Annotated in this window: 18 protein-coding genes; 8 read left to right on the top strand and 10 right to left on the bottom strand. The window is 63.9% G+C overall.

Going from position 1 to position 19,647, the window contains the following annotated elements; translation table 11 throughout:
• Positions 1–207 precede the first annotated feature (207 nt).
• The 3 genes from BCEP18194_RS03695 to BCEP18194_RS03685 form a co-directional block, all read right to left on the bottom strand.
• Entirely contained in the window at positions 208–1,668 is a 1,461-nt protein-coding gene (locus tag BCEP18194_RS03695; protein WP_011349965.1) for an aldehyde dehydrogenase, read from the bottom strand.
• A gap of 65 nt (positions 1,669–1,733) precedes the next feature.
• Positions 1,734–2,789 carry a zinc-dependent alcohol dehydrogenase family protein gene (locus BCEP18194_RS03690; RefSeq protein ID WP_011349964.1) on the bottom strand — a complete coding sequence of 352 codons (1,056 nt, stop codon included), beginning with the start codon at positions 2,787–2,789 and terminating at the stop codon, positions 1,734–1,736.
• A gap of 114 nt (positions 2,790–2,903) precedes the next feature.
• Positions 2,904–3,704, bottom strand: coding sequence for an SDR family NAD(P)-dependent oxidoreductase (locus BCEP18194_RS03685; RefSeq protein WP_011349963.1), 801 nt, complete (start codon positions 3,702–3,704; stop codon positions 2,904–2,906).
• Between the two features lie 453 nt (positions 3,705–4,157).
• Here BCEP18194_RS03685 and BCEP18194_RS03680 point away from each other — a divergent pair, with 453 nt between their 5' ends.
• From BCEP18194_RS03680 to BCEP18194_RS03665, 4 genes are all read left to right on the top strand, one after another.
• A complete protein-coding gene (locus BCEP18194_RS03680) occupies positions 4,158–5,411 on the top strand; it encodes a CaiB/BaiF CoA transferase family protein (protein WP_050781548.1) in 1,254 nt (417 codons plus the stop codon).
• 165 nt (positions 5,412–5,576) lie between these two features.
• Positions 5,577–6,494 carry a LysR family transcriptional regulator gene (locus BCEP18194_RS03675; protein ID WP_011349961.1) on the top strand — a complete coding sequence of 306 codons (918 nt, stop codon included), beginning with the start codon at positions 5,577–5,579 and terminating at the stop codon, positions 6,492–6,494.
• 394 nt (positions 6,495–6,888) lie between these two features.
• On the top strand, positions 6,889–8,202 hold the full coding sequence (locus BCEP18194_RS03670; protein WP_011349959.1) for an MFS transporter: 1,314 nt from the start codon (positions 6,889–6,891) through the stop codon (positions 8,200–8,202).
• Positions 8,203–8,504: 302 nt separating this feature from the next.
• The gene (locus BCEP18194_RS03665) at positions 8,505–9,422 is read left to right on the top strand and encodes a LysR family transcriptional regulator (RefSeq protein ID WP_011349958.1); all 918 of its coding nucleotides are present in this window, start codon (positions 8,505–8,507) and stop codon (positions 9,420–9,422) included.
• A gap of 55 nt (positions 9,423–9,477) precedes the next feature.
• Here BCEP18194_RS03665 and BCEP18194_RS03660 read toward each other — a convergent pair whose 3' ends face one another.
• Positions 9,478–10,113, bottom strand: coding sequence for an SDR family oxidoreductase (locus BCEP18194_RS03660; protein ID WP_011349957.1), 636 nt, complete (start codon positions 10,111–10,113; stop codon positions 9,478–9,480).
• Positions 10,114–10,201: 88 nt separating this feature from the next.
• Positions 10,202–11,122: an alpha/beta hydrolase gene (locus BCEP18194_RS03655; protein ID WP_011349956.1), complete on the bottom strand. Its 921-nt coding sequence runs from the start codon at positions 11,120–11,122 to the stop codon at positions 10,202–10,204.
• A 152-nt stretch (positions 11,123–11,274) separates the two neighbouring features.
• On the opposite strand from BCEP18194_RS03655, the gene BCEP18194_RS03650 reads away from it, so the two are divergent.
• Positions 11,275–12,240, top strand: a complete 966-nt coding sequence (locus BCEP18194_RS03650) for a LysR family transcriptional regulator (protein ID WP_011349955.1) — start codon at positions 11,275–11,277, stop codon at positions 12,238–12,240.
• Between the two features lie 33 nt (positions 12,241–12,273).
• On the opposite strand, the gene BCEP18194_RS03645 is transcribed toward BCEP18194_RS03650, so the two are convergent.
• From BCEP18194_RS03645 to BCEP18194_RS03635, 3 genes are all read right to left on the bottom strand, one after another.
• Positions 12,274–13,008: an ABC transporter substrate-binding protein gene (locus tag BCEP18194_RS03645; protein WP_041492631.1), complete on the bottom strand. Its 735-nt coding sequence runs from the start codon at positions 13,006–13,008 to the stop codon at positions 12,274–12,276.
• Positions 13,009–13,205: 197 nt separating this feature from the next.
• On the bottom strand, positions 13,206–13,712 hold the full coding sequence (locus BCEP18194_RS03640; protein WP_011349953.1) for a GNAT family N-acetyltransferase: 507 nt from the start codon (positions 13,710–13,712) through the stop codon (positions 13,206–13,208).
• 52 nt (positions 13,713–13,764) lie between these two features.
• A complete protein-coding gene (locus BCEP18194_RS03635; RefSeq protein ID WP_011349952.1) occupies positions 13,765–14,940 on the bottom strand; it encodes a MerR family transcriptional regulator in 1,176 nt (391 codons plus the stop codon).
• A 238-nt stretch (positions 14,941–15,178) separates the two neighbouring features.
• On the opposite strand from BCEP18194_RS03635, the gene BCEP18194_RS03630 reads away from it, so the two are divergent.
• Entirely contained in the window at positions 15,179–16,624 is a 1,446-nt protein-coding gene (locus BCEP18194_RS03630; protein ID WP_011349951.1) for a DEAD/DEAH box helicase, read from the top strand.
• Between the two features lie 334 nt (positions 16,625–16,958).
• Here BCEP18194_RS03630 and BCEP18194_RS39140 read toward each other — a convergent pair whose 3' ends face one another.
• Entirely contained in the window at positions 16,959–17,378 is a 420-nt protein-coding gene (locus tag BCEP18194_RS39140; RefSeq protein ID WP_011349950.1) for a hypothetical protein, read from the bottom strand.
• 512 nt (positions 17,379–17,890) lie between these two features.
• Between BCEP18194_RS39140 and BCEP18194_RS39135 the strand changes: the two genes are divergently transcribed.
• Complete coding sequence (locus BCEP18194_RS39135) at positions 17,891–18,364, top strand: GNAT family N-acetyltransferase (RefSeq protein ID WP_011349949.1); 474 nt, start codon at positions 17,891–17,893, stop codon at positions 18,362–18,364.
• A 23-nt stretch (positions 18,365–18,387) separates the two neighbouring features.
• Here BCEP18194_RS39135 and BCEP18194_RS41040 read toward each other — a convergent pair whose 3' ends face one another.
• Complete coding sequence (locus BCEP18194_RS41040; protein ID WP_157687115.1) at positions 18,388–18,720, bottom strand: hypothetical protein; 333 nt, start codon at positions 18,718–18,720, stop codon at positions 18,388–18,390.
• 98 nt (positions 18,721–18,818) lie between these two features.
• Here BCEP18194_RS41040 and BCEP18194_RS03625 point away from each other — a divergent pair, with 98 nt between their 5' ends.
• Positions 18,819–19,202, top strand: coding sequence for a hypothetical protein (locus BCEP18194_RS03625; protein WP_041492630.1), 384 nt, complete (start codon positions 18,819–18,821; stop codon positions 19,200–19,202).
• Positions 19,203–19,647: the final 445 nt, after the last annotated feature.

Raw genomic sequence — 19,647 nt, 5'->3', positions numbered from 1 at the left:
GCATGCGATGCGCGGCGATGCGGCCACGACGATGTACGCGATTGCCGAACAGGCGTGCCATCGAGGCAGCCGGTATTTACCTTCTCGTACCGCCGAACGAGGCGTGAGTCGACGCAGTTGATCGCAACGCAACGAGAAGCGCCGGCACGACGCCGGCGCTTTTTCGACTCGACTCGACCCGGCGTGTAGCGCCTGGCCGCCAGACCATCAAGCCATCACGATCGTCTTCGATTCCATGAACGCGGTCAGCCCTTCGACACCGCCTTCGCGACCGATGCCGGACTGCTTGAAGCCGCCGAACCCGATCGAGAAATCGGTGCGCGGGCCGTTGTGGCCGACCGTGCCCGAGCGGATCTGCCGCGCCACGTGCAACGCGCGAGCGCGGTCGTTCGTGAAGACCGCGGCGTTCAGCCCGAACGGCGTATCGTTTGCCATCCGGATCGCGCTCGCTTCGTCGTCGGCGGGAATGACGCTCAGCACCGGCCCGAAGATCTCGTCCTGCGCGATCGTCGAACGGTTGTCCACGTTGCCGAATACCGTCGGCTCGAAGAAGAACCCGCGCGCCAGTCCCGCCGGCCGCTTGCCGCCGGTGGCCAGCGTCGCGCCTTCCGCGATGCCCGTGGCGACGAATCGTTCGACCGTCTCGCGCTGCCGTGCGCTCGCGAGCGGGCCGGAAGTCGTCTCCGGTGCGAACGGATCGCCCACCACGATCTGCTTCGCGATGGCCGACAACGCTTCGACCATCGCATCGTGTTTGGCCCGCGGCACGATCACGCGCGTCAGGCTATGGCAGATTTGCCCGGTGTTGTAGCCGAAATAGGACGGGCCCAGCACGTTCGCCGCGGTTTCGATGTCGTAGTCGTCGAGGATGACCGCGGGCGACTTGCCGCCGAGTTCGAGCGTGACGCGGGCGATCCGGTCGCCGGCGATCGACGCGATCCGGCGGCCGGCGCCCGTCGATCCCGTGAACGTGATCTTGTCGACGCCGGGATGGCGCACCAGTTCCTCGGACACGTCGCGATCGGCCGTCACGACATTGACGACACCCGGCGGCAAGCCGATTTCGTCGCAGATCTCGGCGAACAGGTAGGCCGAGCAGGGCGCCTCGGGCGACGACTTGATCACCAGCGTGCAGCCGGCGAGCAGCGCCGGCGCGGTCTTGTACGCCATCAGGCCGGCGGGGCCGTTCCACGGGATGATCTCGCCGACCACGCCGACGGGCTCGTAGACACGATAGCCGAGATTGCCCGTCACCGATCGCTGTTCCTCGACGAACGGGAACGTCGCGGCCATCGCCGCATACTGGCGAAATGCGCCGCTGATGAACAGGCCGATCCGCGGCTGCGCGACCTTGTAGACGATCCCGGTCTCGATCGTCCAGATGCGGGCAAATTCGTCATTGAGCGCTTCCAGGCGTTCAGCGAATTTCTCCAGATAACCCGCGCGTTCCTGCGGCGTCATGCGCGGCCACGGGCCGTTGTCGAACGCGTCGCGTGCTGCGTCGATCGCGCGCTGCATGTCGGCCGACGCGGCTTTCGCCACGGTCGCCACGACTTCTTCCGTCGCGCAATCGAGCACGTCGAACGTGTCCGGGGTGGACGGCGCGACCCACTGCCCGCCGATGTAGAACGCTCGAGGATGCTTGAGTTCAATCGTTCTGTTGGTCATTTCATTCTCCATGGCCGTCATGGACGGCGCTTTCCAGATTCCGGACGGCATCGTCATGCGTGCCGTCAAAATACGATGACGCCCTTGCCGCTCGTTTGCCGATTGAAGTGAGCGTAGGCGTCACCGGCTTGTTCGAGACGCCATTCGTCGGTGAACAGCCTGTCGACCTCGACGCCGTGATCGGCGATGAAGTGCGCGCATTCCTTCATGCCCGGCTCGGAGAAGGTGAAAGAGCCGATCAGCGTGCGTTGCTTGCCGATCAGGTCTTTCATTGCGTCGACGGTCACGTTGCCGCCGACGGCGACGAGCACCACACGGCCCCACACCTTCGTGCTGCGAATCGCTTGCGCGCGCGGCAATTCACCGCCGGCGCATTCGACCGCGCACGACACGCCCTGGCCGCCGGTCAACCGATGGATGGTATCGACCGGGTCGCACTGGCTGGCATCGATGCCGTGCGCGACGCCGAATGCCTTTGCGCGTTCGACGCGATGCGGGTTGATGTCGACGCCGATCACTTCGACACCCATCGCGGCGGCGAGCTGGGCGGTCGACAGGCCGACCGGGCCGAGCCCGTAGACGGCCAGCGTGTCGCGCGCGCTGATATCGAGGCGCAGCAGCGCGCCGTACGCGGTGCCGGTGCCGCACGCGATGGCCGCGCCGCCCTTGAACGACACTTCCTGCGGCAGATGAACCAGCGACGAGACCGGCACCTTCATGTAGTTCGCGTGCCCGCCGTGGCTCAGCACGCCATAGATGCGCGCGCCGTGATCGCAGAGCTGGGTCCAGCCGGTGCGGCACGGGTCGCAGCAACTGCAACCCGCGTAGTGAAACACCATGACGCGATCGCCGACCCGGAATGATTTCGGATCGACGCCGGGGCCCAGCGCGGCCACGACGCCGCATGGCTCGTGGCCGCCGATCACGTGCGCGGACTCCATCCGGTCGCGCAGGCCGAGCATGCCCAGCGATTCCGCCATGCCGTGGCGGTAATAGTGAAGGTCGGTCCCGCACATGCCCGATGCCTTCATCTCGATCACGGCTTCGCCGTATCCCGGCACGGGATCGTCGAAATCGAGCACATCGACCTTGCACTGCCCTTGAAAGACCATGCCGCGCATGAAAGTTCCTCCGGTTTATTGTTCTTGAGCCGGCGTGTGCGTTTCAGCTCGTCCGTGCAAGTCGGCACGATGCCGATCCTGTTTCGCTGAGCCGGGGCACCACGCGCGGCGTGGTCAATGAATGGTCAATCCACCGGTCGGACTGAGCGTGGCGCCGGTCAGGTAGGCCGACTCGTCCGATGCGAGGAACGCGACGACCTGGCCGATGTCGGGCGGGGCCGCCACGCCGAGCGGGCAGCCGTCGACGATCTTCTCGTACTGTTTGCGATGCTGCACCGATACCTTGCTGTCGGCGCCGAACACGGCTTCCCACGACGGGCTGTCGCGCACCACCGTGACGCAGACGCAGTTGACCCGGATCCTGTCTCGCGCCAGTTCCTTCGCGATCACCTTGCTTGCCCGGATCAGGCCGCCGGCAAACGTCGACACGGCGGTCTGCCCGGGCGTCGGCACCCGGCCGCCTTCCGACGTCACGAAGATCACGCTGCCGCCACCCCGGGGGCGCATGTAGGGCAACGCGGCCTGGACCGGGAAGAGTTTGGCGGCCGTATTTTCCGCCACCACCGCCGCGACACGCGCGAGATCGATGTTGGCGAACGGGCCGCGCACGTCAGGCGAGCGCGCCTCGTCGTCGTTGCCGCCCGCATTGGCGACGACGATGTCGATGCCGCCGTGGCGGCGGGCCGTTTCCGCGGCCAGGGCGTCCATGTCGGCCTTGTTCCGCACGTCGCCCGGCAGGAAATCCGCCTGGCCGCCAGCTTGCCGCAATTCGGCGAGGACGCCCTCGGCCTTGGCCGCGTTGCGCCCGCTGATGACGACCGTGGCGCCCCGCGCGGCGAGTTGCAATGCAATGCCTTTGCCGATCCCGCCGGTGCCGCCGGTGACGATGGCTACTTTCCCTTCAAGACTGCTCATCGAAAAATGCCTTCTTCAGTTCGTTGAAAAAAGTTCGGATGCGCGTTGCTGGCCTGACGCGGGACCGTGTCGATCGTGCGGATTGCGCGTACCGGTCCGCCGGCTGTTTGCCTGACCAATAGTAGGGACGCGGAATCATCAATTCGAGTGCCGATTCTCGAACGCCCGGTTGACGTTTTTCGAATCGATGCGTGACGGTCGCGTGGCCGGGCGTTCCGGCTGCGTGCGGGCCGATGTCGACGTTCGCAAGACCGCAATCCCGCTTTCATGAATCGGCAATTGAACGGCGCGAGCCGCGCCCCTAGCATTGGCGGTGTCGGTGTGCCGCGGTGAATGCGTAGCCGTGGCCCACGTGTGCATCGCGCCGGTACTGCCCGTGACGGAATCGCCACGACACCCGCGCAACGTCGCATGCGAACCGCGGTATCAGGAGACGATGAAAAAGGAGAGGAGATGGAGGAGGTGATTCATGAGTCGCGCGCCGGAACGACGATCGGCGCGGGACGACCGCTGGCCGGTATTCGCGTGCTGACGGTCGAGAACTTCATCGCGGCGCCGTTTGCTTCGATGTGGCTGGCGGACGCCGGCGCGGAAGTCGTCAAGATCGAAGCGCGCGACGGCGGCGATTATGCGCGGAGCACGGACCCGGTCGGGCCGGGCGCCGACGGCCGGCCCAGCGGGCTCGCCTTTCTGCGGACCAATCGGAACAAGAAGAGCGTCACGCTCGATCTCAAGCACCCGGAGGGACGGCGCATCTTCACCGAGCTCGCCGCGCGGGCCGACGTGGTGCTCGAGAACCTGCGGCCGAACGTGATGGACCGGCTGGGGCTCGGCTACGCGGCGTTGAGCCGGATCAATCCACGCCTGATCTACGGCGCCATTTCCGGCTTCGGGCACGACGACATCCTGCCGAGCCCGTACGGCGATTTCCCCGCGTTCGATATCGTCGGGCAGGCGATGAGCGGGCTGATGTACCGCCCCGAGCGCGGCGACGATCGTCCGACCTATCTCGGCTTTTCGCTGGCCGATATCGAGTGCGGGATCCTGGCGCTCTACGGCATCGTGCTGGCGCTCCTGCATCGGCATACCACGGGCAAGGGCAAGAAGATCGACATCTCGATGGTCGATGCATCGTTGATCCTCAACGAAATCTCGGTCGCGATGTACTCGGCGACGAAGCGCACGTCGCCGCCCGGCGTGCATGCCGTTACCGCGCCGTTCGGCACCTATCGCGCGAAAGACGGCTATATCGTGATCGCGGTGCTGGGCGAACACATCTGGAAGCGGTTTGCGGACGTGATCGGCCGGCCCGGCCTGAAGGACGATCCGCGATTCGCCGACGGCATGTTGCGCAAGCAGCATGTCGACGTGCTGAACGTCGAGATCGATGCGTGGCTCGGCGACCGGTCGCGCGAAGCGGCGCTGGCGGCGCTGCGTGCGGGTGGCGTACCGTGCTCGAACGTGAACGACGTGCCGGACCTGTTCGAATGCCCTCACGTTGCCGCCCGGAAGATGCTCATGACGCTCGACGACCCGGCATGGGGTTCCATTCAGGTCGCGGGCAATCCGGTCAAGATGTCGGATGTGCCCGAACCGGACGCGAAGACGCCGCCGGTTCTCGGCGAGCACAACGCGGACGTGCTGCACGACTGGCTGGGCCTGGATGAACGCGCGATCACGACATTGCGGGACATGAACGTGATCTGAACCGGCCGATCCGCGATGCGCGATCTCGTTGCGCAAAGCGGGCGACATCGCCGCGGCAGTCACGGCCGGCCCGTCCTCGATCCCGATTGACGCATGCCGACCCCCGGCTTAGTCTCTATCGCGCATGCTTGCAATCCGGCCGGGCACGAAGACAGGAGAGTGGAAATGACGGGGCTCAGTCTCCACAATCTGACGAGGCGCGTCGACCTGTTCACGCTGAGGCTGTTTCTCACGGTCGTCGAAGAGCAGCAGATGCGTCGCGCGGCGGTGCGAGAAAACATCACGCCGTCGGCCGCGACGCGTCGCATCCAGGATCTCGAGGAGATTGCCGGCATCGACCTGTTCGAGCGGTTGCCGGGTGGCATGGTGCCGAGCCCGGCCGGCGAAGTGCTGGCGCGCCACTTGCGCGTGCTGTTCGAGAATCTCGACGTGATGCGCCGCGAGGTTGCCGAATTCACCGAGGGCGTGCGCGGTCATATCCGCATCAGTTCGACGAGCACGATCATCGTCCATTTCCTCGCGCGGGAGATCGCCGAATTCACGCGAGACTTTCCGCTCGTCGAGATCGAGTTGCAAGAGGACACCAATGCGAACGTGATAGGCTCGGTCGTGACCGGCAAGGCCGACGTCGCAATGTTCTACGCCACGGCCGATATCGACCGCGACGCGCTCGACATCATCGAGTTCCGGACCGATCGCCTGGTTGCGGTCGTGCCGCACGGCCACCGCCTCGGCGCGTGCGCGAGCGTCACGACCCAGGATCTCGTCGACGAGAACATCATCGGCCTCGCGCCGACGACCCTGCTGATGACGCAACTGCACGATGCGGCATCCGCACTCGGGCGCGAGCTGCGCGTCAAGTACCGGGTCAGCTCGATCGAGGCGGCGCGCAGCCTGGTCAAGGCCGGCCTTGGCGTGATGATTCACCCCGAAAGCATGCTGCCGGCCGAGGACGTCAACAAGGTGACGCTGGTGGCGCTCGACGAACCGTGGGCGTTGCGCCGGCTGTGCATCGGTACGCGGCGCGGCGATGCGTTGACAGCGGCGACTAGGGCGTTTGTCGCGCAGTTGACCGACCACTAACGACGCTTTCACTCACGCCGCGGCCTCGACATTCGCTCGGGGCGGCCGGCTGCGTCGCTTCGTTTCGCGTCGTCATCTCCGCCTCCTCGGCGGACGATGCGTTTGCGCGTCGGTACAGCCGGTTTATCGAGGTCGTCTCCCCATGACTTTCCGCTCGACGAATTCCGCAGAATCCCACGCGTGACGAAATGCGAATGCACGCTCGACGACATGTGTCGAGCCCATTCCGCCCCTCGTAAGCACGCGGTTCCGATCTCACAAAGCGCGATTCGAATTTGGTCAAACGTCGTTTCGAAATCCGGCACTTGGTCGAAAAATTTCGCCTCCCTATAGTGGGCGAGAACATAAAAAATCCCGCTCGACGACGGGCGATCACGAGTAACCAGGAGACGACGTGAACGATTCATCCATTCCCTCTCGCAGCAGCCTGTTCGTAGTACTACTGTGTTTCATGACGATTGCCGTCGACGGCTACGACCTCATCGTCTACGGCGCAACGGTATCGGCGCTCTTCGCAGAACCCGGATGGGGTTTGAGTGCCGGCGGGGCCGGCATGATCGGAAGCTGGACGCTGGCCGGTCTGATGCTGGGCCTGTTCGGTGCCGGATCGCTGTCCGACCGGATCGGCCGGCGCAAGCTGATCATGGCCGGCGTGCTGTGGTTCTCGATCGGCTCGCTGCTTTGCGCACTGGCCCATTCGCCGACGCAACTGGGCATTGCCCGATTCCTCACGGGCATCGGGCTCGGAAGCGTGGTGCCGTCGTCCGTGGCGCTGACGATCGAGTACGCGCCGCGAAATCGCCGGCAGCTCTACAACGCGCTTGCCCTCACGGGCTATGCGGTGGGCGGCGTGGTCTGTGCGCTGCTGGCCATCGCCTTGCTGCAGAGTCATGGCTGGCGAGTGCTCTATGGCGCCGGCGCGCTGTACCTGATCATCCTGCCCGTCATGGTTTTCTTCCTGCCGGAATCGGTCAGTTTTCTCGTCGAACGCAACCGGATCGACGAAGCGCGCGAACTGGCGGCCCGCTATTCGATCGACTTCGATCGCGTGCTGGCCGATCACGCGCACCAGCGGCAGCTTCATGCGGCGTCGGGCCATGCGGGCGGCTTCCGGCTCGCGATGTCGGTCGACTGGCGATCGAAGGTGCTGCTGTTTGCGGTGCTGTTCTTTTGCGGACAGATCGTCGTCTACGGCATGAACGTCTGGCTGCCCACGCTGATGCGCAAGGCCGGCTATCCGCTGGGATCGTCGCTGCACTTTCTGCTGGTCATGCAGTTCGGTGCCGTTGCGGGCAACCTGATCGGCGCATGGCTCGCCGATCGCGTGGGCGCGCGGAAAATTCTCATTTCGCTGTTCCTCGTGTGCGCGCTGTCGTTGCTGGTCATGAGCCAGAAGCCCGGCTATGCGTGGCTGATGCTGGCGGTGTTCGGCGCGGGCCTCGGGTCGATCGGATCGACCACGCTCGGGTACGGCTTCATCGCCGCATATTTCCCGGCGTCGTGTCGCGGCTCGGCCATCGGGACGGCGCAGGGGCTGGGGCGGATCGGCTCGGTGCTGGGGCCGATGATCGGCGGATGGGTCGTCGGGTCGAGCCTCGGGCATCAATGGAATTTCTACGTGTTTGCGATTCCGTCGCTCATTGCCGCCATCGTGGTGACGCAGATTCCCAGGGCGGCTCGCATCGACGCGTCGTATGTCAAGGCGTGACCTGCGGTTGCACGGGCCGGCACGATGATGCGTCGAGCAGGCCGGCGGATCGGCCGCCCACGCGCACCGGGCAGCGGTGCGCGCGGCGTGCGGTTGGGTAGATCGTGTGTTCGCAAAACACGCGGCAGGGCACAGGTGTACGATCGCGGAGGGCGGCGTCGTGCGCCTGTGACACGCAGCATCGCTGTTGCACAGGGATGGACTGGCTCGACGCGTTGCCGTGGCGGGAGGAGCGGGAACGAACCCGCGCGCCGTGCGACATGACGCCCGACAACGTCTTGAAAAAGTGCATGCGAGGAGACATGAGTACATTCAACCGATTGCACCTGATTCGGCAGGTCGATCTGTTTACGCTGAAACTGTTCGTGTCCGCGGTTGAAGAGCAGCAGATCGGCCTGGCCGCGATCCGCGAGAATATCGCTGCGTCGACGGCGACCAAACGCATCCAGGATCTCGAGGACATCGCCGGCGTCAAGCTGCTCGAACGCGGCCCGAAAGGCGTGTCGCCGAGCCCGGCGGGCGAAGTCCTGCTGCGCTATATCCGCAAGATGTTCGACGATCTCGACGACATGCGATCCGAGATCGCCTCCTTTACCGAGGGCATGCAGGGCGAGCTGACTGTCGCGTCGGCACGCTCGATCATCGTGCCGTTCATCGCGCGTGAAGTCGGCGAGTTCGGCCGCGAGTATCCCCGGGTCGAGCTCGTGATCCAGGAGCTCGAGAACGCCGAGATCGTGCACGCGGTGGCCCGCGGTGAAGCCGATGTGGGCGTATTTGCCGCTGCCCACGAGATCGACCTGGGCGGCGTCGATATCACGCCGTACCGCGAGGACCGGCTGATCGCGGTCGTCCCCAAGGAGCATCACCTGAGCGGACGCGCGAGCGTGACCTTCAAGGATCTTCTGCCGGAAAACGTCATTACCGTCACCGCGATGGTCGGCGTGATACGGGCGGCCGCGCGGCGCCTGGGGGAGGAATTCAAGCCACGCTATGGCGTCCGGAGTGCGGGCGTCGCGGTCAGCCTCGTCGAGGCCGGGCTGGGTGTCACGATTCAGCCGGAATGCCTGGTCAGTCACGAGCTGTTCAGCCGGGTTGCCGTGCTGGAGCTGGCCGAACCCTGGGCGGTGCGACACATTCATATCGCGACGGCGCGCGGTCGCGAACAGAATCCGATCGTGCGCGCGCTGGTCAAGCAACTGCTCGACCGGCCGCGCGACTGATTGGCGAAGCCGGCGGCGGATGCTGGCCGCCGCCCGGCATGGCCACGCTGGAAGATCAGACGAAAGCCGGTTGATCGCCGTCGGTCCCTGGCTTGTTGACGCCGACGTTGGCACGCACCAGCCTGTCCGGATGCGCGACCAGCTCGGTGACCAGCGCGGCGACGCTTTTGCGCGACACCTCGGTGCCCTTGAACGGCTCGTCGCGACGGGTGATCTCGTAGCTGACCTCATCCTTGTCCTGGAGCCACGCGGCGCGGAGGAGGGTGTAGTCCGTATCGGATGCCTCGATCAGGTCGGCGGACCGGCGATACGGTGGCAGGTACTGACCGATTTCACGGCGGTTCCAGTCGCCGAACTTGCCGGGTACCTCGTCGTAGATGCCGAGCGAGTTGACGAAGATCAGCCGCTTGACGTTCGCGGCCTTCATGGCGGCAAGCACATGCTCCGTCTGCACGTCGACGTCACCGGCCAGGTTGGCGTAGACGATGTCCTGCCCGTCCATGATCCGCGGCAGCAGCTTCTTGTCCAGGACGTCGCCGATCACCACGCTCGCGTTGGCGGGCTCGTTGCCGGCCAGCTTCGCGGGATCGCGCACGAGCAGGGTTTGTCTGACGTTCTGATGCTCGCCCAGCATCTGAACGGCCCAGCGGGCAATCTGCCCGCTGGCGCCGAGGATCAATACGTTGGTCATGGTGTTTGTTCCGGATTCCGAAAAAACGAGGAACCCGGGACGGGCTCCTCGGCGCAAGAGCGTGCCGGTGGGATCCCGGCAACGGGAATTACAGGTGTTCCTTGTAGAAGGGGATCAGCTTGGCCAGCGCCTTGCCGACCGGCTCCGGCTTGTCGTACAGGTCGTAGTGCGACCAGCCTGCGATCACCACCAGTTCCTTCTGCTTCGATGCTGCGCGGCCGATGATTTCGCACCCGTCGCGATAGGCGCCGAACGCACCGACCTGATCGCCCACCACCACCATCAGCGGTTGGGTGAGCAGCGTTTCACACAGATGGAACGCATCCCAGCCCACGGCGGCGGCCTGGTGCGAGAACAGCGAGCGGTTGACGCCGTTCGGCGCGCGGCCGCGATCCGAGCGGTAGTATTCGGTCGCACCGTACACGTCCACTTCCGTGAGGCCGGCTTCCCGGGCCGCTTCGGGCGACGGCGGCAGCAGGTCGTCCACGCGCAGCGCGGCACCGCGCGCTTCGGCCGTCCGTTGCTTGGCCATCGCCTCGAGGGCGGCGATCGGGTCGTAGTTGCTGAACCCTTCGCGCATCAGGCGGCCGTAGTTGGCGCCCGTCACGGTGGCCACCGCCTTGATGCGGCGTTCGGTCATCGCCGCATTGATCGAATAGCCGCCGCCACCGCAGATGCCGAGCACGCCGATGCGCGCTTCGTCGACGTACGGGAGCGTCACGAGGTAGTCGCAGACAACGCGGAAATCCTCGACCCGCAACGTCGGATCCTCGATGTAGCGCGGCTCGCCGCCGCTGTCGCCCTGGAAGCTGGCGTCGAATGCGACGACCAAGAAGCCTTCCTTGGCCAGCGCCTCGCCGTACACGTTCCCGGACGTCTGTTCCTTGCAGCTGCCGATCGGATGAGCGCTGATGATGGCGGGATACTGCTTGCCTTCATCGAAATTCGGCGGGAAGTAGACGTTGGCGGCAATGTCCCAGTACAGATTCTTGATCTTCACACTTTTCATGACAGCTCCATTCAGGGGGAGATTCGAGGTTCGCCGGGCCGGGTGACGCTTGGGCAACCGGGGCAATGACTCGAATATAGAGAGGCGATTGGATTTACGAAAGATCGCAATCCGGACTACAGTGGTATTCCAAAATTGACAATGGCATTGGCATGGACCCTTCATTGCTTCCGTCTCTCGCGTGGTTTGCCCACGTCGCCCATCATCGGAGCTTCACGAAGGCGGCCGCCGAGATGGGCGTTTCCCGCGCGAACCTGTCCCAGAACGTCAAGGCGCTCGAGCGCCGGCTGAACGTCAAGCTGCTGTACCGGACGACCCGCGACATGTCGCTGACCGAGGAAGGGCAGCGGCTCTACGACGTGTGGTATCCGGCGCTGGTTGCCGTCGAGCGGACCGTCGACGCGTTGCACGAGGCGCGCGACGCGCCGACCGGGTTGATTCGCATGAACACGTCGCGCGTCGCCGCCAAGACGCTGATCGAGCCGCACCTGGAAGAGTTCAGCACCCGCTTTCCGGGGCTCGGCCTCGAGCTGGTAATGGACGACGGCTTGGCCAACATCGTGGCCGACGGGTGCGATGTCGGCATCCGGATCGGCGAGAGCCTCGCGCCGCATATGGTGGCCGTGCCAATTACGCCGTCGCTGGAAATGGCGGTCGTCGGCACGCCGGCCTATTTCAAGCGTCACGGCGAGCCCGCGACGCCGGCCGATCTGGTCCGGCACAATTGCCTGCGATTCCGGCAGGTCAGCGGGGCCATTCATCCGTGGGAGTTTGCGTCGCCGGATGCGTCAGGGCACGGCTTCACGGTGGAGCCGCTGGGCAGCATCACCACCAACGACGACGACGGGATGATCCGCGCGGCGTTGCAGGGTGTCGGGCTGATCCAGCACATCGACATTGCCGTGCAGCCGCATCTGGATTCCGGCGCACTGGTGCGGGTGTTGCAACCGTGGTGCAAACCGTTCGCCGGCTTCTACGTGTATGCGCCGACCCGTGCGCAGATGCCGATGAAGATCAGGGCGCTGATCGACTTTCTGGTGGAAAAGCGGGAAGCGATCGTCGCGTCCCGCGCCCGAGGCGGCCGCGCGAATACGGCCGGCGGGAAAGCGGGGCGCTAGCAGTCCTGGATCGCTGCGTTACGCCCCGTGCCATCACGCTTGCGGCGCGACGGATGCGCCGGTGATGCCATGCCGCCGCAGCGAATCCGCGACGAAGCCCGATGCCTTCATTTCCTCGACAAACGCATTCAGCGCCGCCGCGGCCGCTTCGCCGCGGCTCTTCGGCACACCCATTGCCTGCCGGATCACCATGAACCGCTCGTTGAGCAGGCGCAGGCCGGGCGTTTTCGCCGCGTCGCTCTCGAGTTGCTGCTTCACGCCCGCCGCGACTTCCAGTTGCTGTTCGATGAAGGTCTGCACGACGGCTTGAGACGTCGGCGCACGCACGATCTGCGCGGCCTTCAGTTCGCGCGTGAGGAACAGGTCGTAGGCGCTGCCTTTGCCCACGGTCACGCGGTTGCCCGGCTGGTCGACGTCCGCGTTGGTGCGGATCGGCGACGCGTCGCGCACCAGATAGAACCCCTCGATCAGCACGTACGGCGCCGTGAACGCGACCGTTTCGCCGCGCAGCGGATCGACCGCGAAGAAGCCGAAATCGGCGCGCTCGTCGGTCAGTGCCTGCACCGATTTGCCGGCGGCGTCGAACACCACGAGCTCCAGCTCGGCCGACAGGCGTTCGGCGAACGCGCGCGCGAGGTCGATCGACACGCCGAACGGTTCGCCGGTTGCCGGGTCGCGGTTCGCGAGGATCGGGTTGCCGAGGTTGATCGACGCGCGCAGCTTGCCGGTCGGCGTGAACGCGGAGAGGACGGAAGGGGCGAGGGGCATGGCAGGCTCGTGGCGGTCGTGGGGTTCGGGGCGCGTCGATGCGCGGCTGATCGTCGGCATCGAGCTTATCACCTGGCCGACATGAATCGCGAAGCCGCTCCGGCCGATGGTCGTTGCACTGCGCTGTATCGTCGGTGATCGTCGGGCAGGGCGGAAGAAAGCGGCGCAGGCGGCCTGCCTGCGCCGGGGGAAGCCGCTTATTCGACGGCTTCAAACGCGGCGTGATACTGCACGGTGCCGAGCGGCACGTCACCGGCAAATGCCTGCGCCTGGAAATACGCGTGGGGAACGCCGGGCAGTTCCAGGCCTGGGTAAGCCTTGAAACCGAAGCGCCCGTAATAACCGGGGTCCCCCAGCACGACGCAACCCGTCCCGCCGATGCGTTGCAACTCGCTCAGCGCGGCTTTCATCAACACGGAGCCAATGCCCTGGCCTTGTCGGTCGGGCCATACCGAGATCGGCCCGAGCCCGAACCAGCCTGCCGCGCCGGACGAAACATGAACCGGGGAGACGGTGACGTGGCCGACGATCCTGCCGTCTTCGATCGCGACCAGGGAGATGGTGAGCTGCTCGCTGTGGCGCAGCGCATTGACGATGAATTGCTCGGTGTGACTTGAATGCTCTTCGTGTTCGAATGCTGCGGTGGTCAGTTGCGTAATGGTGTCGATGTCTTCGATGCGTTCGTTGCGAATGGTCAAGTTCATGATGATGTTTTCTAAAATCGAGTTCTACTAAAAGATTGAATTCAGGTCGGTTCTATTCGCCTGATTTCTGCAGGACGAAAAATTGGTAGCCGTATTCGCCAAGGTGCTGCCGATGGATATCCAGCTCTTGCTGGAGATCCGCAAGCGCGTTCGAGGAGAACGCCTCCGGCGGCAATTCGGCCACCCGTTCGCGCAAAGGTGTCAGATAGTTGTCCCACGCCTGCTGGCCAAGCGGAAAGCTGTCGAGTACGCGATATCCCAGCTTGCCGATCGCGGAGAGGCGATCGCCCACCGTCTTCATGTCGGCGTAGCCGTGACGCCAGAACGCCGACGCTTCCCGATGGGGTTCGTCCGTCAGCCATACCAGGTCGCTGATTACCAGAAACCCTGCAGGCCGGATGAACGGCCTCCAGCACTTCAGCGCGTTGTCGAAGCCGATGATGTACGCACATCCCTCCGCCCAGATCGCATCGAATGGCTGCCCGGAAAACGGCAGCTCGGTCATGCTGGCGCAAAGCAGTCGCACCCGGTCCTGCAGTGCTTTCGCTGCGAGGGTCTGCCGTGAACAGGCCAGGTTGTACTCGTCGTTGTCCAGCGCGGTAACCCGTGCGGGCGTGTGTTCGGCCAGCAGCGCAGTGGTGACACCCCTTCCGCAACCCACCTCCAGCAGCGTGTGCGGCACGGTGGGTAGCGACTGGAGGGCTTGCAGGCTGTCTTGCGCCGACCCCGGCCCCAGGCGATCCAGGCCGTCGAAAATCCGCTCGAAATCGGCCATGTATTGCTCGTGCGCATTCATGTCCTTCGACAGCCACTTCAGGCGCAGCGCCTGTTTTTCGTTGAAGCCCTGCTTGAGCAGCCAGGCCAGGTGCGCACCTGGAGCGTGGCGTTCCAGCGCCTCGTGCCACCCGCGCATCGACCCCATCCCGAGCATCGCGGCGAGCAGATCCCGGGATTGCTGCTTCTCGGCAATCTCCTGCTCCAGGGACTGCAGGCGTTCGAGCAGCAGCGATCGATCGATGCGCGTTTCGAGACACGCCTGGCATTCCTTCAGGGTCAACCCGCCCGCCTGAAGCTGCTGCAACAGCTTCAGCTGCTGGAGATCCTGATCCGTGTAAGTGCGATAGCCGTTGGCCTGCCGCGTCGACGAGATCAACCCCATTTTTTCGTAGTAGAGCAGCGTCGAGCGGCTCAGGCCTGCCTTCGTCGCCAACTCGGAGATGCGATACATGTGCCTTTCCTCACCTTGTTGCCCGAACCATAAACTATGAAGTTATAGACAGGTAAAGGGGCTGCGTGGCGACGAGCAGGGCTTGGGCGCGGAAAAAGGGGCCGTACTCGCTTGCTTTTCGCCGGCGGCTGCTTCCGATTGACCGCCTCATGCCCCGTCGGCACCTTCCCGCCAGGACCAGTGGGCCTTGAATCGCCCGGCAACCGCTAGAATTGCGGTTTTAGTCCGGAATACGTCCATGTCTTTTGCCTCGCTTGGCCTGATCGATCCCTTGCTGCGTAACCTGCAGGACCTCAATTACCAGGCCCCTACGCCGGTGCAGGCCAAGGCGATTCCTGCCGTGCTCGGCGGCAAGGACGTGATGGCGGGTGCCCAGACCGGCACGGGCAAGACGGCGGGTTTTGCGCTGCCGCTGTTGCAGCGGCTGGTGCAACATGGCCCCGCGGTGTCCAGCAACCGCGCACGTGTTCTGGTGCTGGTGCCTACGCGTGAACTGGCTGAACAGGTGCTGCAAAGCTTCATCGCGTACGGCAAGGGCCTCGATTTGCGATTTCTGGCCGCTTACGGGGGCGTGAGTATCAATCCGCAGATGATGAAGCTGCGCAAGGGCGTGGATGTGCTCGTGGCCACGCCGGGCCGTTTGCTGGATCTCAACCGCCAGAATGCGGTGCAGTTCGATCAGGTGCAGACGCTGGTGCTGGACGAGGCCGACCGCATGCTGGATCTCGGTTTTGCGCGCGAGCTCAACGCCGTCTTCGCCGCGCTGCCCGCGCAGCGCCAGACCTTGCTGTTCTCGGCCACGTTTTCAGACGATATCCGCGCGATGGCGGCGACCATTCTGCGCGGCCCGGTCAACATCAGCGTCAGCCCGCCCAATGCCACGGCCAGCAAGATCAAGCAGTGGGTGGTGACGGTGGACAAGCGGAACAAGCCCGACCTTTTCATGCACCTCGTGGCCGAGAACAAGTGGGAGCATGCGCTGGTATTCGTCAAGACGCGCAACGGCGTGGATTACCTGGCGGCCATGCTGGACGAAGCCGGCTATGCGGTCGACACCATTCATGGCGATAAGCCGCAACCGGCGCGCCTGCGTGCGCTGGAGCGCTTCAAGACGGGCGAAGTACAGATGCTGGTGGCCACCGATGTGGCGGCGCGCGGGCTGGATATCGACGACTTGCCGCTGGTGATCAACGTGGACCTGCCGATCGTGGCGCAAGACTATGTGCACCGTATTGGCCGTACCGGCCGCGCGGGCGCCAGCGGTGTGGCGGTGTCCCTGGTGTGTGCGGACGAAGCGCCGCAACTGGCCGCGATCGAAGCGCTGATCAAGCAAACGCTGCGCCGTGAAGAAGAGCCGGGTTTCGAGGCCGAACACCGCGTGCCGGAAACCAGCGCGACGGGCGAGATCATCAAGAAACCCAAAAAGCCCAAGAAGCCGAAGGTGCCGCCCGCTGTGGCGGGTGCCATGCCGGTGCCGGGTAAAAAGCCGCGTCCGCAGAATGGCGAAAACAAGCGGAAGCCTGCGGCGGTGCACGCGAAACCGGCTGGTAACGGACCGGACTACACCATTGGCAGTCCGTTCAGCGTGCAGAAGCCGCGTGGTAAATCTGCCGCCAAGCCAGCGGCGGGAGCGCGCAAGCCGGCTGGCAAACCCGCTGGTGGGCGAGGGAAACGTCCGTCCTGATTCGTGGCAATGTGTCACGCCAGCCAGTGAGCACGGCTGGCGGTTCGGGGGCCGTAGGCAGACTCGAGGGTGTTGCGTCGACGGGTTGAATCTGCAGTTGAAAGTGGAGGTTCGGGAAGGTCCGCGTGGACAAGAGCCCGCTGCGGATGCCGGGGCGGCGGCCAGGGTTAGCGCGGCCAAGGTAGATCGAGCGGCTGGACGGATTGCCGGGAAACCGGTTCGACTGTTTGCTGCGGCAACAACGGGCGCGGGCATCGCCGGCGAAGAGCAGGATCTGGACCTGCAATCCGCCTCAACAGCCTTGCGGAAATCCCGTCCTGTTCTTGGTGCGGCCTTACTGCCATTCACCGGGATGACAGATCACCCAACCCGGAAGGTAGCTATCCATGTCCGTATGACCCCAGCACCAGTTGTGCTGGTGAATGGTCTTCATCAACTGTTCGCGTTGTGCGCAGGCGCTTCCCGGAGCATATTGCCCGTCAGGCAATAATTTCGGTGCCGGGCCGTTCCGGCATTTGTCATTGGCCACTTCTTCCTGATGCATCAGTGCCTGGACGGCAGACGGAATGGTGCGGGCCAACGTGGCCTTGTATTCGATGCAAGCTGGTGCCTTGGGATCGTTGGACTTGCGGGCACATTTGGACTGAAGCTTGTCGATGTTTCTCGATACTTCTGGTGGATACGTCTCGGCGTGTGCTGTAGCAAGACATCCAGCCAGCAACAGGTAGGCGGCAAGTGATCTGATCAAAATCATTTCGCGTATGACACGATGCGTCCGGTAGCTCAGGAATCGGCGAATTATGGCATGTGCGCGTTTTCAACGATCCGACGTCCTGGGCGCGCACCGAACGGTATGAGCGCAATCACACCGCTGAGACCTGCGACTGAATTGCCACGTTATGTGCTCGGGCATATAGACTTTTCGGTTGAGCCGCTCACGCCGATTACCTGAATCGGTAACGATATCCCAATCGTTCTTGACAGCCACGTTACCGAACGGCAATCTTTCGGTCATGAACTACGACGCGCGAAAATTTATGATGTGCGCCATGACCGCTGGTGGCGAGTCGTGGGAATCGTGACGTTCATACATCGTACGTAGAATTCCTCAGCGGCCCCGCCACTCATGACGGGGCCGTGTCGTTTCAATCGCTCCGTTTGCATTGGCACAAATCGGAGTGATTGCATGCACGAAAAATCATGTGTTGTTAATCTTTTGCGCCTTGTCGACGCCTTGATCTGGCAGATCACGCCCGGGAGCGCGGCATGCTGACAATACGAAAAGCGAATGGCGGCGATGTACTCGATACGTGGGAAATCCGCAAAGCTTCGGTACGGGTTGCGTGTGCTGAATATTACCCAGAAGCGTCCTTGTCAGCCTGGGTGGCTGGATTGCCGACCGACAAGTGGGCCCGCATCGTCGAGCGCGACTTTTACGTAGCCGTCGATGACGGGTTGGTCGTGGGCACTGGCATGCTTACCGTCGCAAACGGGCAAGTGGATGCCATCTTCGTCCGGCCGTCTCACATGGGGCGCGGTGTTGGACGCAGCATGCTGGCGTCACTCGAAGCATTGGCTCGCGATCATGGGCTTGCCTCGATGCGTCTCGATGCTACGCTGAACGCTGCGCCGTTTTATCGCTCTTGTGGCTGGTCGGGGACATCGATTTCGACGTACCGAACGTCGAGCGGACTGGAATTGGCGTGCGTGCCGATGACCAAGTGCGTTGGCTCTGTATAGCTTGTATCCAGGGCCGACTGTAGTTACCTGCAGTCGGCAAAACACCAGGCTGATAGGCCGTAGTCGGGAATGCCGGCAGTCCGTTCAGGATCGTTTTGAGCCGGTGACGGACCACCACGGAGGTATCCGACGGCGTTCGGTTCGGCCATCATGCGCCATTCACGGCCGGCGCCCGCGGTGGCGCTCAAGTGCCGGCGTGACGCTTGCGGCGATACGCTCGAAGCTTGTTCTGCGATCAGCCGCGCTTGGGTGTTTTCATTGCGGTGCTTGCAGTGCCCGGTTGCGCAGGCGTCCGCGATGAGTTGCGCACCGGAAGGCGTGAATCTCACGATCGTGATGCCTTTTGCTCCGATCAATCATCGGCGCCAGGCGGCGTGTTGTGCCGGCCGGATTCGCGGCACCTGCCCGGGTGCGGCCCATGCGATGATGTGCCATGACTGACATGAGAGATGGAATGATGACTACCTTCGACGAGGCGACAACGACGGCGATCGCCGCGTTTGCCCAACTGGATTTCTACACGGCTTTGCAGGCGATGCGCGCCGAGGCCGACTACGACCGCGAACGAGACCAGTGGATCTCGCACTATATCGACGAGCACGGCGGCGGCGCGGACGATGCCGAATACGACGCCTTGCACGCGCGGGCCCAGGCAACCCCGGAATACGCGCAGTTCATCGACGCGGCTCGCCGGGAAATCCTCGAATACTTCGACGTGACTGACGATCAACTGGACTGGATGGTCGTGCTGCGCGAAGACGACAGTGATGAGCTTTGGGCGGAAGTCAATCGGCAGCGGATTGCGCTGGGAACCGGGGAAGTACGCGGCGATCTCTGATCATTGCTTGCCGTTGGGGGCTCAGGTTGTGCCGGGTGCGGGGCTGGCGTCAGGTCAATCGCGTGGTGCGCCGGCCCCCCAGTTGCTGCAGCCGATTCGGTAAGGGAGGACAAACTTCCGGAGCGTCGGAACGTGTGGCCGTTGTGCTCTGACACTTGCCATCGAGGTGCAACCGTTCGGCGGCATCGGACAGCAGCGGGTCAGCAGCAGTCACTCAAAACACGCTCTTCAAAACAGACATTAGCCGCTCAATAGCGAGTTGCTACAAGGCATTCAGTGATCTTTCCTGGAAGAAGCTGCGAGCCGTCACTCCAGCGGCTTGTATAACCGGCGTGAGCCGAGATAAACTCCGCCGCTACATCCAACTCTTTTTTAAAAAGGAGGTAAATATGGTTTTGCTTATGCGCCCACTGATGTTGGCACATTGGTTCAGCACATTCGCCTG

It is taken from the genome of Burkholderia lata (assembly GCF_000012945.1).
Lineage (GTDB): Bacteria > Pseudomonadota > Gammaproteobacteria > Burkholderiales > Burkholderiaceae > Burkholderia > Burkholderia lata.
This window is presented reverse-complemented; position numbering and strand designations above follow the sequence as displayed.

Excerpts from the sequence above, each read along its gene's own strand:
- BCEP18194_RS03650 (WP_011349955.1), top strand. The coding sequence starts at position 11,275 with ATGGACCCTTCATTGCTTCCGTCTCTCGCGTGGTTTGCCCACGTCGCC.
- BCEP18194_RS03685 (WP_011349963.1), bottom strand. The coding sequence starts at position 3,704 with ATGAGCAGTCTTGAAGGGAAAGTAGCCATCGTCACCGGCGGCACCGGC.
- BCEP18194_RS03645 (WP_041492631.1), bottom strand. The coding sequence starts at position 13,008 with ATGCCCCTCGCCCCTTCCGTCCTCTCCGCGTTCACGCCGACCGGCAAG.
- BCEP18194_RS03640 (WP_011349953.1), bottom strand. The coding sequence starts at position 13,712 with ATGAACTTGACCATTCGCAACGAACGCATCGAAGACATCGACACCATT.
- BCEP18194_RS03630 (WP_011349951.1), top strand. The coding sequence starts at position 15,179 with ATGTCTTTTGCCTCGCTTGGCCTGATCGATCCCTTGCTGCGTAACCTG.
- BCEP18194_RS03635 (WP_011349952.1), bottom strand. The coding sequence starts at position 14,940 with ATGTATCGCATCTCCGAGTTGGCGACGAAGGCAGGCCTGAGCCGCTCG.
- BCEP18194_RS03690 (WP_011349964.1), bottom strand. The coding sequence starts at position 2,789 with ATGCGCGGCATGGTCTTTCAAGGGCAGTGCAAGGTCGATGTGCTCGAT.
- BCEP18194_RS03675 (WP_011349961.1), top strand. The coding sequence starts at position 5,577 with ATGACGGGGCTCAGTCTCCACAATCTGACGAGGCGCGTCGACCTGTTC.
- BCEP18194_RS03655 (WP_011349956.1), bottom strand. The coding sequence starts at position 11,122 with ATGAAAAGTGTGAAGATCAAGAATCTGTACTGGGACATTGCCGCCAAC.
- BCEP18194_RS03695 (WP_011349965.1), bottom strand. The coding sequence starts at position 1,668 with ATGACCAACAGAACGATTGAACTCAAGCATCCTCGAGCGTTCTACATC.
- BCEP18194_RS39135 (WP_011349949.1), top strand. The coding sequence starts at position 17,891 with ATGCTGACAATACGAAAAGCGAATGGCGGCGATGTACTCGATACGTGG.
- BCEP18194_RS03665 (WP_011349958.1), top strand. The coding sequence starts at position 8,505 with ATGAGTACATTCAACCGATTGCACCTGATTCGGCAGGTCGATCTGTTT.
- BCEP18194_RS39140 (WP_011349950.1), bottom strand. The coding sequence starts at position 17,378 with ATGATTTTGATCAGATCACTTGCCGCCTACCTGTTGCTGGCTGGATGT.
- BCEP18194_RS03660 (WP_011349957.1), bottom strand. The coding sequence starts at position 10,113 with ATGACCAACGTATTGATCCTCGGCGCCAGCGGGCAGATTGCCCGCTGG.
- BCEP18194_RS03625 (WP_041492630.1), top strand. The coding sequence starts at position 18,819 with ATGATGACTACCTTCGACGAGGCGACAACGACGGCGATCGCCGCGTTT.
- BCEP18194_RS03680 (WP_050781548.1), top strand. The coding sequence starts at position 4,158 with ATGGAGGAGGTGATTCATGAGTCGCGCGCCGGAACGACGATCGGCGCG.